This window comes from Lachnoclostridium sp. An196 (assembly GCF_002160135.1).
Lineage (GTDB): Bacteria > Bacillota > Clostridia > Lachnospirales > Lachnospiraceae > Hominiventricola > Hominiventricola avistercoris.
The window spans coordinates 98684-112642 of sequence record NZ_NFJZ01000005.1 but is presented as its reverse complement, the minus strand read 5'-3'; the positions used below and the strand labels follow the sequence as shown (position 1 = coordinate 112642).

The 13959-nt window shown below is 52.6% G+C and carries 8 protein-coding genes; all 8 read left to right on the top strand.

The features are described from left to right. Positions 1–42 precede the first annotated feature (42 nt). Genes B5F29_RS07515 through B5F29_RS07480 form a run of 8 tightly spaced genes read left to right on the top strand, consistent with a single transcriptional unit; the run spans position 43 to position 13829 of the window. Complete coding sequence (locus tag B5F29_RS07515; protein ID WP_087154041.1) at positions 43–4986, top strand: chitobiase/beta-hexosaminidase C-terminal domain-containing protein; 4944 nt, start codon at positions 43–45, stop codon at positions 4984–4986. Further along, the gene (locus tag B5F29_RS07510; RefSeq protein ID WP_087154040.1) at positions 4979–6769 is read left to right on the top strand and encodes a hypothetical protein; all 1791 of its coding nucleotides are present in this window, start codon (positions 4979–4981) and stop codon (positions 6767–6769) included. Before B5F29_RS07515 ends, B5F29_RS07510 begins: the two co-directional genes overlap by 8 nt. Before the next feature lie 33 nt (positions 6770–6802). Next, the gene (locus B5F29_RS07505; RefSeq protein WP_087154039.1) at positions 6803–7693 is read left to right on the top strand and encodes a hypothetical protein; all 891 of its coding nucleotides are present in this window, start codon (positions 6803–6805) and stop codon (positions 7691–7693) included. 25 nt (positions 7694–7718) lie between these two features. Then, positions 7719–10391, top strand: a complete 2673-nt coding sequence (locus B5F29_RS07500; RefSeq protein WP_087154038.1) for a HAMP domain-containing protein — start codon at positions 7719–7721, stop codon at positions 10389–10391. 25 nt (positions 10392–10416) lie between these two features. Continuing rightward, positions 10417–12117, top strand: coding sequence for an MORN repeat-containing protein (locus B5F29_RS07495; RefSeq protein WP_087154037.1), 1701 nt, complete (start codon positions 10417–10419; stop codon positions 12115–12117). 18 nt (positions 12118–12135) lie between these two features. Beyond that, on the top strand, positions 12136–12720 hold the full coding sequence (locus tag B5F29_RS07490; protein ID WP_087154036.1) for a DUF4255 domain-containing protein: 585 nt from the start codon (positions 12136–12138) through the stop codon (positions 12718–12720). Further along, positions 12717–13418, top strand: a complete 702-nt coding sequence (locus B5F29_RS07485; RefSeq protein WP_087154035.1) for a hypothetical protein — start codon at positions 12717–12719, stop codon at positions 13416–13418. The genes B5F29_RS07490 and B5F29_RS07485 overlap by 4 nt, the downstream gene beginning before the upstream one ends. Before the next feature lie 18 nt (positions 13419–13436). Continuing rightward, complete coding sequence (locus B5F29_RS07480) at positions 13437–13829, top strand: DUF4280 domain-containing protein (protein ID WP_087154034.1); 393 nt, start codon at positions 13437–13439, stop codon at positions 13827–13829. The last annotated feature ends 130 nt before the right edge of the window (positions 13830–13959 follow it).

Here is a 13959-nt window from a genome sequence, read left to right as displayed (position 1 = left end):
CGGAAGGGATTGTGTTAGCATACCATATAGAGGAGAGCGCATATGAGCAGAAGGCAGAGAGTATGGAAAAAATTTCATAATAAGATAAGACAGATCAGAAAACCCTCGCTTCTGGGAGCAGGCGTTCTCTGTGCGTTGGCTGTTGCGCTCCTTGTGGGAGGCAGTGTAAGGGCGGCGGTGTCAGTTTCCGGAATTTTGCGTATAAGCGATGTTGAAACAGATATGGATTGGGGAGAGGCTGAGCCGGATGATACGTTGGTATATTGGCATACTTTCAATGTTAAGTCGGATGAGTTTGAGATTGATAACAGTTATGATTCTAATCATTCGGATTCCTCAGAGAATGTAAACCCTGAAAATCCGATTGCTGTATCTGTGGAAAGCTATAATTCTGAGATAATGTTCGATCCTGTCATTTCTGATCCGGAATTGAATTGGACTGTTACCGAAAATGGAGCAACAATTGAAAGCCCTAGTAGCTGGTCAAATTTCCGGGAGGCGTTTCCAGTTTTGTATAGAAATCAGGAAACCGGGATTGCTGAATCTATAACTTATTACCGGGTATCTACAGGTACACAAGAGACAAAAGATCTGGAAGACAGTCTGGCAGAATATTATGTTGCTCATATGAGCGAATATGCCCAAAGGTATAGTAAGAACATAATGGCAGCGGTCGGGGGCGGAAACTACTGTCAGGATTTGCTGGAAAGTTTCGCACAAGAATATAATCTGGAACAGTATGACCAGGAGGAGGGTATTCCTCTGACCAGAGATGGAAAAGCGGTTTATCAGATAGAAATGCTCACGGTCAGCAATTTGAAGAGCCAGATATATGTAAACCCTTTCTCTGGTGCTGGAGGTACATTCTATCTGGACGGCCTTCTTGCCACCAGCCATATCTATACTTTTACTTACGGAACAGATGGGGAAGGAGCACCTGTAGCTTTGCAGGAACCGACCGTCTCCACCGCCAGCGGCGCAGAGATTGGATCTTCCGACAGTGGTCCTATATCCGGCGAAGAAGAGATCCTTCTCTCCACGACTGATACGGAAGGCGTCTATACCTTACAGTATGCATTAGCGAGTGAAGACAATTTGCCAGATGAATATCTTGACTGGCAGGATTACAGCGGACCGTTTTCTCCCGGTGACAGCAGCCATTTATACATAAGAAGTTACCCGGCGGAGCAGGATGACGGTACCCGATATGTGCGGAGTAACACAGAGTGTATTGAATTAACTTATTTGGATACTGCTCCTGATCCAGTGACTTCAGCTCCGGCAGCAGATAGTGAAGTTTCCGCGGGCGGAACCATAACCCTGACTGCTCCCGCAGAGGCTTCCGAATCAGGCATCCTGTACGTGATCGGAAATACGGATCCGTCCCTGACAGAGATACCGGCGGAAGAGAGGGGAGAACTTGTTCTTGACGGCGCATTATCATCAGCGGGAACGTCTTCTCCTGCTCTTGTGACAGTGGGAAGCGCCCGGTATCTGTATATCAATGACCGCTGGTACCGGTGCCCGGCAGACGCAGTGCTGGCTTCAGGCGCAAGTGCCGAAGTAAATGTAGATGACCTGCGGCAGGAGGACCGCCTGGATTCTGTCTATGTGCTGGCAGTACAGGAAGGTTCGGAGGTGGGAGACTTTGCAGAGTTTTCCTGGATGATGAAGCTGGATACGCCGACGGAATCGGATGTGACCACGCAGAGCGGAGCCGCCATAACCGGAACGTTATCCCAGGATGAGCGGATACTGCTGACGAATACACAGTCGCAGCGCGGTTCCCTGCAGTATATATTAAGTGAAACACAGTTGGATGAAGACGCGCTCGGAACTGCGTCCTGGACGAATTACAGCGGTTCTGTTTCTTTGAGTTCTGTCAGCAGCAATCAGACAGCATACCTGTATGTCCGCTGCCATACGCTGGGGAACAACGGGTACACAGACAGCGACGCCTTAGAAGTGCGGCTCGGTTTTCTGGACTCTGAGACGGCGGGCACGGTCACGGCGTCTCCGGCGGGAGGGGCTTCCGTGGATGTGGGAGACAGTATAACCCTTACATCCTCCTCTGACAGCAGCCGGATCCTGTATGTGTTCGCGTCCCGGATGCCTACCCTGACAGTATTGACGGCAGAGGAGAGAAGCTCGCTCGGGCTGGACAGCCAGGTGACGGAAGATATGGGGATCGCCGCGGCAGACGGGCAGGCATATCTGAAACTGAACGATATATGGTACCGGTGCTCGGATTCATCGATCCAGCTCACTGACAGCGCCAGTCTGGCGGTGGCGGCGGACGAGAGCCTGCGCCAGGATACCGTGATCGTATTATACGCGATGGCAATAGAAGAAGGGCATGAGCTGGGGAACTTTACATCGTTCCGTTACTATTACGGGATGAATAACCAGACGGCGGCGCCTACTTCCACGATCGCGACAAGCTCTGACAATGTAACCGAGATACAGATGGGCGAGACCATCGGACTGCTCTGCACGACTACAGGAAGCAGGATCTTTTATACTCTGGACGGCAGCGTTCCGGTCATTGATGCCAGCGGCAGCGATCTGGCCCCATCAGGAAGCACGAGAGAATACACGTCAGATTCTCCGATCATGGTGACGGAAGATTTTGCCACCTACGGCAGGACATTCACGATCACGGCGCAGGCGGTGACCTATACATCCTATAACGGCGGCGTGTACCGGATAAATGAAGACAGCGAAGTGGTCCGTTTTACCTATCAGGTGAGCGACCAGGCGGCGGTAGAGACTGTGACGTCCATACCTGCCACCAGCGCGGACAGCCCCGCGGAAGTGGAGGCAGGGTCTTCGATCCAGCTTTATTGTAATACGGACGGCGTAAGCATCTATTATACTCTGGACGGCAGCGAGCCGGTCTTTGATGAAGATACCGGCGAGGTAGGGGAAAATACATATCTGTACACCAATGGCGTCACGGTGCCGGAACCGGGGGACAATACCATGTTCACGATCACGGCGGTGGCATACCGGGAAGGGCTGGCTACCAGTGCGCTTTCCCGACTGGTGTTCCGTTACCCGTCTGCGGTTTCCATGCCGTATGCGACCCCGACAGCGGGTTCGGTGACGGAGAATACGGAAGTGACGCTGCAGTGTTCCACAGAAGGCGCGATTATCTATTATGAGATTGCTTACGGGGACGATACGCCCGCGGATCCCACCACGGAGAGCAGCGTATTTGACAGCGGGAATCCGTTCCGGATCTCGCGCAGGACGTCGATCAAGGCTTTCGCGGTCAGCAGGGGGATGGAGAGCGCGGTAGCTGCCTTTACATACGATGTTTCTACAAAGCTCGCCACACCCACCCCGTCTGTAGATACAGGGACAACGGTTCCTTCAGGAACCAGGATCACACTGGAAGCCGACAGCGGCGCCACAATCTATTATACTCTGGACGGCAGCGACCCCAAAGCCCCGGATAATACCAAAGTTCTGGTGGGAAGCAGCGTGGTGCTGTCCGGCGAGGCCGGCAATATGGTAGTCCTCAGGACTTATGCGTCCAGGACGGGCTACAGCGACAGTGAAGTGGGGACTTACAGCTACAATATCAGTTCCTATGACGGTGGTATCTACGCCGATGTGGAGAGCGGAAGCACCGTGAGAAACGGCGACGTGATCCATCTGAACACGGACGTTTCCGATGCGGTAATTTATTATACCACGGACGGATCCACACCCACAGAGAACAGCGCTTCCGGAAATGCGGTCACCATTACCGGCGATCCCGGAGAGAACGTGATCGTTATGGCCATTGCCATAGCGGAAGGCACGGAGCGGTCGATCTCTTCGGCTACCTTCACCTACACGATCATGGACAAACTGGCCGCGCCTTCGGCGTCAGTGCCTGACGGGGCCGTGTTTACCTCGGAGGGAGAGGTGTCGCTGACGGCGGAGACCGGAAGGATCTATTATACGACGGATGGGACGGATCCCACCACAGCCAGCAATCTTTACCGCACGCCGATCCTGGTAGACGAGTCCATGACGCTGAAAGCCATCGCGGTGGCCGACGACTTTGAGCAGAGCGATGTGAGCACCTATACGTACGGTTTCGCGGATCAGGTAGCCACTCCGGTGGCGAATTACGCCAGCGGCGAACTGGAGGTGGGAACTACGGTGACGTTCTCCTGCGAGACGGAAGGGGCTACGATCTATTACCGCACCGACGGCGTGGATCCCGACCCGAGCCGCGTCCAGGAACTGGAAGTGTATACGGGCCCCATCGCCGTGAGCCGGGCGACGACCTTCAAGGTGATCGCGGTCATGGATCACATGCAGGACAGCCGGATACTCACAGTGGGGTATACAGTGAGGGAGCCGGAAGCAGTGCTGGAAGAAGAGCCGGAGGAGACGCAGGTCATCACGGAGACGAGCGGACGGCTGCAGAGCCGCAGAAGCTTTTCTGATACAGAATCCGGGCCCAGTTTTTCAGGTATTGTGCTTCGTAATGCGGTCTACGGAGCGGTGGTGTCTGCCGAGGAAGAAGTCCTGCCGGAGAATGTGCAGCTGCAGGTGGAACGTACCCAGGTGACAGAATCCGTGGATAATATGGTCCGTCAGATGATCAGCGACAACTACGGCGTTGTGGCCGGTTATGACGTAACACTTCTGGTTGACGGAGAGGAAGTCCAGCCGGACGGAGAGATCGAGATCGGTCTGCCGATCCCGGTGGATTATGAGAACTCCCTGATCCGGGTGATACACGTGCAGGAGGACGGATCCATAGAAGTTTTCGACACCAGGAGATCCGGAGGCGTGGCTTATGTGGTGACGGATCATCTGAGTGTTTACGCCATCGCTGCGCCGACGGATTTTCAGGAACAGACGGGGGATTTTCCATGGCTTCCGGTGATTTATACGGCAGCAGTGGTGCTGATCGGTACGGGAGTTTTCCTTTTATACCGGTCAAGAAAAATGAAGAGAGAGGGCAGAGAGCAGGATGAATAACCGGAGATATTATTCGTTTGAACGCAACAACTATTTCTACGGAAAGCTGCTGACGTCGAGGGATTTTGAAGACGAGCAGAATTATATGAACAATAAGCGGAGACTGATCAACCGTGTCCTGCATGGAGCCGGTATCGTCTATGGACTGGATGTGGTGGCCGTGGATGAATCTTCCGTAGTGATACAGTCCGGTCTGGCATTGGATTCCAGCGGCAGAGAGATCGTGGTGCCCAGTACCCAGGTGGTGAAGCTGTCCACGATCCGCGGCTACAGCGATCTGAAGACCAGCAGCGTCTGCCTGGGAATCGCTTACGCGGAAGAGAAGACAGAGCCGGTCTACGCGGTGATGAATAAGGACGCGGACGCGCAGGAACGCCAGTACAATCATCTGAAAGAAGGATATGAATTATTTTTGCAGGACAGCCGAGACTGCGTGCGGGAGCCTAAAAAAGAGGATGAGTATATCGCCTGGAAAGTGTTGTATCAGGACGACGATCTGCGCATCACGCAGTATCTGCCTACGTTTGCGGTACCGGGCATGCTGGTAAAAGCACGTACGGAGATTCACAAGACCAGCCATATGCCTTTTGTGTGCTCTTTCAGCTGCAAAGTGGATACGGACGGCATGATCCCCGGAGAGACACAGATCCGCGCGGATAATGTGAGCCAGGAGTACGGCGAGACGATGGTGCTGGAGCAGACCTTCCGGCCGGAGGATTATATCTTTGGCAACGGAGATGTGTCTGTCCGCTTCAGCGAGATCACCGTCCAGAAATCGGGCGTAAAAGAAGCGGCGCCGGATACTTCCATGACCCTGAACCCGGTATACGGAACCGCGCTGGAATATGTGCATAAGACCAGTTACAGAGGCAATCTGGATGTGGATCTGGACCGGAAATATGACGAAAAGCTCTGGATCGCCGGGATCCAGCTGATCCGCTCGGAACGTCATTCGATCATCGACCGTGTGGAGAGGGCTCCGTTTGATCAGTATGTATATAGCAGCGAGCAGCTGATGATATTGGAAAAGCTGGAAGAATTTCTGATTCCCCAGGACGGCTCGGCAGGCAGACCGCAGGTATATGTACAGGGAAACTCTGAGCGGAGCGCTGCCGCGGCACCGGAACGGCGCAGCAATTCCAGCGGCGTGTTCGAGATGTCTCTGGGATCCGGCGGCGAAGTGGGAAAGGTCTATTTTTCCGATGAGATCATGCACGGCCTGGGCAACGGACCGGTATATGTGGATATCGGCATCGAATACATCAGCCGGGACGTGAACGCTTCCGGAGACCGGGAATCCATTATCCTTGGCGACGGCAGTATCTTCGAGTCCGACAGTACGGTGACAGATGAAAAAATCTTCCAGGTGGATCAGGCGGTCAAGATCCTGCCCGACAGGGGAACCTTTATCGTTGGCGTGCGTCCCAGAGTAAAGATGGGACGGATCGGTCTGAGGATCCGCTGGTACGCGTTCAAACCGGAGGATCTGGAGCAGCGGGTATACGACCGCAGCGAACAGAAAGGCTGCATCATGATCCAGCCGGATACCATCGTGCTGCCGCCGAAGGGAAGTGTCCATATCAATCCGGTTTTCATCAATATGCCGGAAGAGGCGCTGAGCTACACGCTGCTGGATCCGGAGGGAGGAAAGATCGACAACACCGGTCTTTATACGGCGCCGGCACAGGAGGGAGTCTACGAGATCAAGGCCGCGGCTTTGAGCGATCCGGAGATCTTTACTCACGCGTTTATCATCGTTTCCCAGAAGAAGACGGAAGAATAGTTTTTAGAATGTGAATGAAAGCGGGTGGGACCCATGTTTCCTGCATTGAATATGGAGCTGGAGATAGTCCGGACGGTTCTGCAGAACGAGGTGAACGATATCTATGTCTGCACGGACCTTCTGAAGGACACCGGCGTATTTTACACCATGATCTCCATCCGGGACACCGGATGCCGCAAGATTATGGCAGAAAAACTGAATACCGACCGGATGTTTTTCTCCAACCGGGATTTTATCGGGTCCTTTGTCTATGAGAGCCGGCTGAATCTGGTCTTTCGATACTACCATGAGAATCTGCTGTCCCTGTTGGGCGGCGTATATCTGGCAGAGTTCACGGACTGTAAGAGAGCGGCGCTGAACCTGGCGGCCGCCTGTGCGGAGTGCGGAGCGGACCCGGATCTGGGTATGCTCCTGCTGGATGAAAGAAATATCAATGTGACGAGGGACGGAGATATTCAGTTTAATTACTTCCTGGACTTTGCGGAACTGAATCCCGGGATCGAGGAGGGCGCCTGGTTGAGAAAAGCGGCGGGGACAATCTTTGGGATCCTGGAGCTGAACTATAAGGGAAGATATGAATCGCCGGAAAGCTACCCGGATGATTTACGCGTGTTCTGGCTGAAGATGCAGACGACAGGATTCCCTTCCCTGGGCCATATCATCTCCACAATCCGCAGCATGGCGGACAAACCTGTGGAAATGAGGGGGATCCTCTGGTGGATACGGAGTCATTTCCGTCGGGCAAAAGGATTTCTGTTCCGTAATTCCATGACTGCGTTTATGACAGTGCTGGTGACGGTGACTTTGATCTACGCGGGCGTCCAGATCTATACGCGCGCAAGAGCCCACAGGGCATATGAGAACAATGTCAGTTATAACGGGATCGAATACATAGGAAATGTCTATCTGGGCAATGAAGAATAATCCGAAAAAGTGAGGGCATAGATTAATGAGCAAGGTATTGAGAAGAATCATGCTGGCAGTGCTGGTGATTGCCGGGATCATTGCGGGATACCGGAGTATACAGGACAGTACCGTGCCCCTGGATTCTCTTCTGGCATTCAGTACGGCGGAGGACGGATATACAATCCTGAGCTGGTACGATGGCGATCAGACGGTGATTGCCCATGTGGGCAGGAACGGCAGCGCGGACAAATCGGTCCGTTTCCGTACGGAGAGCGGAGACTCCATGTACAATATCAAAGGTGTCGCCTCCGGCGGCAGATATACATATGTGCTTAGAAATCGTGTGAACCGCTATGACGGGACTCTGCAGGGACAGGAACTGATGGTAGTGGACTTCGGCGGATTCCGGGGAAAAACGCAGAAGGTATTTGAATTGACCGGCGAGGAAGGGTATGAATACGGATGGGTCAACGCGTCCGGCGATACGATTACACTGATCGCGGTGGACGAGTATGAGACAGAAGCGGTCCGTGAGAGCTATGAGTTCGGCACCGTGTTGGAAGACACGCTGTCATTGCGGAATACCCGGACGTATCCGCTGGCTGCAGGCGAAGGGATCTATAAGGCCATGGCCAACAGCACTGATCTGGTCTATATCTCTGATTCGGGAAAGATCTACCGGGCAGATGAAGAAAACGTGCAGGAAGTATATCCGGCCAGAACACTGGAGACACTCATGTATCCTACCTGGATCGCGTATGCGGAGAGCGGATATATCTATTTCCAGGAGCATGAGACAGGAAATGTGTCCCGGCTGAATCTGGAAAACGGCGAGGAAGAGACGGTTTTAAGCGGAAGCAGTCCTTTTTCGGGCTCCAGTCTCTATACGCCCAGAGATGTGGTGGCTATGTCCATGTCCAATCTGAATACTTTTTCGGCCCTGGTAAAGGATTCCCAGAGCGGATCCTTCCAGATCCTGGTATCTCAGGAAGGTTCGATGCATGTGATCCGGGCCGTGAAATATGGCTGGGTCTTTGTGGCGGGGAATTTCCTTGGAAACTGGTTTCTCTTTGCGGCGGCAGGCGAGATCCTGATCGGTCTTCTGGCGCTCTTTGCGGTCAGCATCCGCGGGGGGCATACGATCATGGAGCGTCTGGTCAGCGCGACAATACCGCTTCTGGTCCTGACCATGGCGCTGTTCGGGATGATCTCTTATCAATATTACCGGGGAGCGATCGAGGATAACTTCGTCAAGCAGGCGGTGGATGAAGGCAACATGCTGTCGGCGCTGTTTGGGCAGGAGTCGTTTAACGAGATCGAATATCCTTATGATTATTCCGGAGAGGCGTATACCTATCTGAGTCAGCAGCTGGCCACCAGAGATCTGTACAGCCGGGTTATCTATTATGAAAACGGCGAGCTGTATATCGGAGTGGACGCAGGCAGCCCCTGTTTCTATCCCTTCGATATCCTGATGAATACAGGGATTGAGGATCTGTACCGGCAGGCGGCCCTGACCGGCGAGGAAGTGACAGGGACGATCCGGGATCAGCTGGGAGAACGGCTGGTGTGCATCACGCCCGTGGGCGGTCTGTCCGGCGACACGGTATATCTGTTGGAGAGCGGCGTTTACACGTCGAATATCACCAGTTATACATCCACTTTTGTGAAAGATTTCGTCATCGTGTGTGTGGCGTTCCTGATCATTGTCATGGTGGTGCTGCTGATACTTTTCTATCAGATTCTGTTCCCTATAGGGGAGATCAAGAGAAACATGCAGCTTTTTGCCGACGGAGATCGCAGCATCCGGATCCATATGGCATCGGAGGACGAGCTGACGGGCATCGCCCAGGTGTTCAACAAGATGGCGGACGATATTGACGTACAGATCCTGAATCTGCAGCGGTTGAGCGAGACCTATTACCGATTTGTTCCCCCCAGTATTATCAGCCGTCTGGGACAGAACAATCTGGGGTCCCTGACGCTGGGAAGCAATGTGCGGGGAGATTTCGCAGTGCTGAATGTCCGGCTTTATCTGGAAGACACCACGGATCTGGAACGTACCGAAAAGCTCGTGAACCGTTTCTTCAATACGGTAAACCGGTTCGGCCAGCAGAGCGGCATTATCTCCATCGTAGACGACGCCAATCTGCAGAGCATGATGCTGATCTGCCAGAACGGCGTGGAGTCAGCCATTGTGACTGCCCTGACGGTACTTGCCAGGATCGACGCCGACAATAAGCTGTATGGAGAGGAAGAGCAGCTGAATACTGTCTTCGTTCTGGATCAGACCGATGTATATTTCGGTATCTGCGGAGACGAGGAACGTTACATACCGGTAGTGCTGGCGCCGGAATTTGAGAACCTTCTTTCTCATGGAGAGTTTCTCCGCCAGATGGGAAGCCGTTTCCTGATGACGGCGGCTGCCTATCGGAACGCGGCAGGCATAGATTCTTACGCGCATCGTTACATTGGTCATCTGACGGCGGAAGAGCTGGATGTGGGGTTGTACGATATTTATGATGACCGGAGCGCGGATCAGATCCGGCTGATGAGACAGACACAGCATGTCTTTGATAAAGCCATGGATCTTTATGAAAAGGAATATTACTACGAAGCGAAAAACATGTTCGCCATGGTGCTGAGAGAGAATCAGCAGGATATGGCGGCCAGATATTACATCTTCCGTTGCGAGGCGCTTCAGAACAGAAAATAAGTAACCGGTTGGGGGAATCAGCAAGATGAATCCTTTTGGTTTTTTGGGAAATATCATAAGAAGCCTTTTTCGGGGCGTAAAGGGTTCTTTCGCCTTTAACCTGGTGGGAAGTGCTTTCTCCAGAATGCGTACTGCGGTGACGAGCCCGTTCCGCAGGATCATGAGGAGAGTCGGTCAGTTCTTCAATGTGAATATGATCACTGCGAAACTGATGGCGCCTATCACGAAGAAGGTCCGCAAGATCATGAGCGCGGAGGCAAAATCTCCCGAGGATTATTATACAGTCGGGCGGTTCTGGATCTCCAAGACACTGGTTTTTATTGTAATCTTGTGTGCCTGCGCGGCTGTATTCCTCTATTTCGGATGGCTCGCACCTGCTGTGGAAGATACTACTACCACAGAGAACCTGATCACCTCCGTGTATTACGACTATGACGATATGGATCTGGGAGAATACAGCGGAAAAGCGAATATCCGGGCGGCCAATGGAGAGGTGGTGTATACCGGGGATATCTCGGCAGGCGTATGCACCGGCAACGGAACGCTCTGGAACCAGGACGGTGTCCTGATCTATGAGGGGGCTTTCGCGAATAATAAATTCGAAGGCAACGGAACACTGTATTATTCCAGCGGATCTGTTCAATATACAGGAGAGTTTCAGGACAATAATTTCTCCGGCGCAGGTATTCTGTATTACCAGGACGGCAGCATCCAGTATGAAGGAAACTTTGAAAACGGCGTGTTTTCCGGAGAGGGAGTTCTCTACAATGAGGACGGAGTCATGATCTATGAAGGCAGCTTCCAGAGCGGACTCTATCACGGATCGGGCGTAAGTTATTACGACAGCGGCATCAAACGTTACGAGGGGGAGTTCTATATGGGACGCGCCCAGGGGCAGGGAACTTTGTATTCTTCGGCAGGCAGAACACTTTTTTCGGGTCCTTTCGCCAGGGATGAGATCCACTACGAAGCCCTGCTTGGCATGACACTGGAAGACGCGGAGGCTATGTTCCAGGAAACGCCGGTGGTTTATTTCAGCGACGGCGGTACCAGTTTTCTGTTTGAAACCGCGCAGGTGATTCTGAAGACAGACTGCCTGGTGGAACTGCGTATCAGTGAGGAGGCGACTTCCGGCAGCGGAGTCTGGTATATGCCGGATGAGGAGGGAGATACCCTGCCGGAAACGGAGGACAGTCAGCTGGATCCAACAGAGGAAGAAACGGATGCGTCGGAAGAAGACGCCGTGGCCGGTGCGCTGGAAGAACTGCGTCAGTCCATGGATGGAATGACAGCTGAAGAAGCGGAGGAACTGGAAAATCTTCCGGTGGATAATATATATCATATTTACTACTATCTGGCGACAGATGAATGGCAGAGAGAGGCGGATCTGGACAAGAGCGCAGTCACCATCACGGGAGTAACGACCTATCAGGCGGATACAGATGTGAGTTTCCTGGAAGAGTATGAGATGACCCCGGAGAACGGGGCGGCATCTCTGCAGGAATGCGTGGTGATTGAGAGAATCCGTCTGACAGAACCTACTGCATTCAGCAGCATCAACTATGAAGTGACGACTTTGAATCGGACTTATCTGCAGGTCAGCGGAATCAATCTGGCGAATGCGATCTATGAAGAGGTATATGATCTGGACGGAGTGAGATACCGTCTGTGTTATCAGATGGATACTCCGAACGAGCTGAAGTTTGTCACGGTAGAAAACTATTAAGAGAGGGGGTAGATAGGAATGGCAGATTTTTCCATCATCTCAGACGTAAGCAACGAAGTGTTGAAACTTCTGCGGGAAAATATTTGTCCGGAGCTCATTCAGTCGCAGGAGTCCATCACGCTGGCGGCGCCTACGGATAAAAATGCGGATTTCCAGCTGGGATTGTATCTGTACGATATCCAGGAGCTGAGAGAATATCAGCAGTTGGATCTGGTCCGCATGAAAGGGAATCAGGCGCAGTATCCGCCGAAACCTTTGAATCTCTTTTTTGCGCTCTACATCAATACCAGATCGCAGCTGATGTCCAACGCGGAAAATGAACAGAGAATTCTGGGCCGGTCCATGCAGGTCCTGATGGATCATTCCATTTTGTATGGGACAGCGGACGAAGACGAGGCTGCTTCGTCCATCACGCTGCTGCCGCTCAGTTTTGAAGAGAAGACGAAGATCTGGTCTGTATTGTCTCTTCCGTATCAGTTGGGAGTTTATTTTAGTGTGGCGCCGGTGCTTCTGTCTTCGAGGCGTATCCGCAGCTTCAAGCGTGTGGTGGCGGCTGATTTTGATATAACACAGGAACGCGCCGCGGACGGGAGGCGGGGATGATTCGCCTGAAGATCGCGTTTGCTTTAAGGCTGGTGGATGATTTTTCCGGACAGTGCATCAGGGGAAGAAAATTCCTGTTTTTTTCCGGCGGCAGAGTGGTTCATCCGGTAGAAAAGGATGAGGGGCTTTATATTTTCCTGGAACCGCAGGAAAAGAAGAGCAGAATCCGGATTGAAGGCGGCGGTTATCACTCCTGCAATGTAATGATAGAGAGTGAGCTTCTGGATCCGGAAGAACCGGTGGCCGATGTAAGAATGTATGAATGTCCCGGGGGAGAATATTCCAGATCGCGCGGCTGGCTGACGGGGATTATCAGTGAACCGGCTGCGTTTCCGGCAGAAGTGTACGCAGAGAAGAACAGCCCCACAGGTCTTGCTTTTCGGGAATACCGGAATATTGAAGGAGAGCATTGGGTCTGGTTCCAGGGATTTACCAGAGAAAAGCTGACCGGAAAAGTCTTTTCACTGAACAGTAAAGGAGAGGATGCTCTGTTTGTACTTGGTGAAAAGCGAGGGATTAATGAATATCGGATCGAACCGATAGTCAGGCTGCCGGATGAGGTCAGCCCCGGGACACCGCTGATACGGGTCTACCGTTCCGTAACGGACAGAAACGGAGCATATTCTATCCCTGTGGATGCAGGGGAGGAAAATATCATAGGGGAAGTAAGAATACTTCAACATATATTACCATCTTAGAACGAGAGGAGGTCAAACGTGTCTATCATTGTAACGTCGGGAGCGCAGCTCATGTGCAGTTTTGGAATGGCGCCGTCTGCGCTGAATGTACTTCCGGCCGGAAAGGTTTTGTGCAGCAATATGCCTGCTGCCTGCATCATGGACAATGTGCCCATGGTAAACATCATGCCGTTTGGAATGTGCACTTCCCTGGCAAATCCGCAGGTGGCAGCCGCAACCGCAGCAGCTCTCGGAGTACTGACCCCGATGCCATGCATACCGGTGATTGCCGCGCCCTGGGCACCAGGCTCTCCAACCGTACTGGTGGGAGGAAAACCTGCAGTAAACAACACGTGTAAATGCATGTGTAACTGGGCCGGTGTGATACAGGTCGTATCACCGGGACCCGCGACTACAACTATGGTGCCATAGTGTAGAATAAAAATGTCAACCAAATGGAAAGGAGGATGGGTGAGAAGCATACGCTTCAAAACCAAACAAAAACATGGCAGAATATTTATCCCCAGGAGTATACGTAGAGGAATTTGAGTCCGGCATGAGA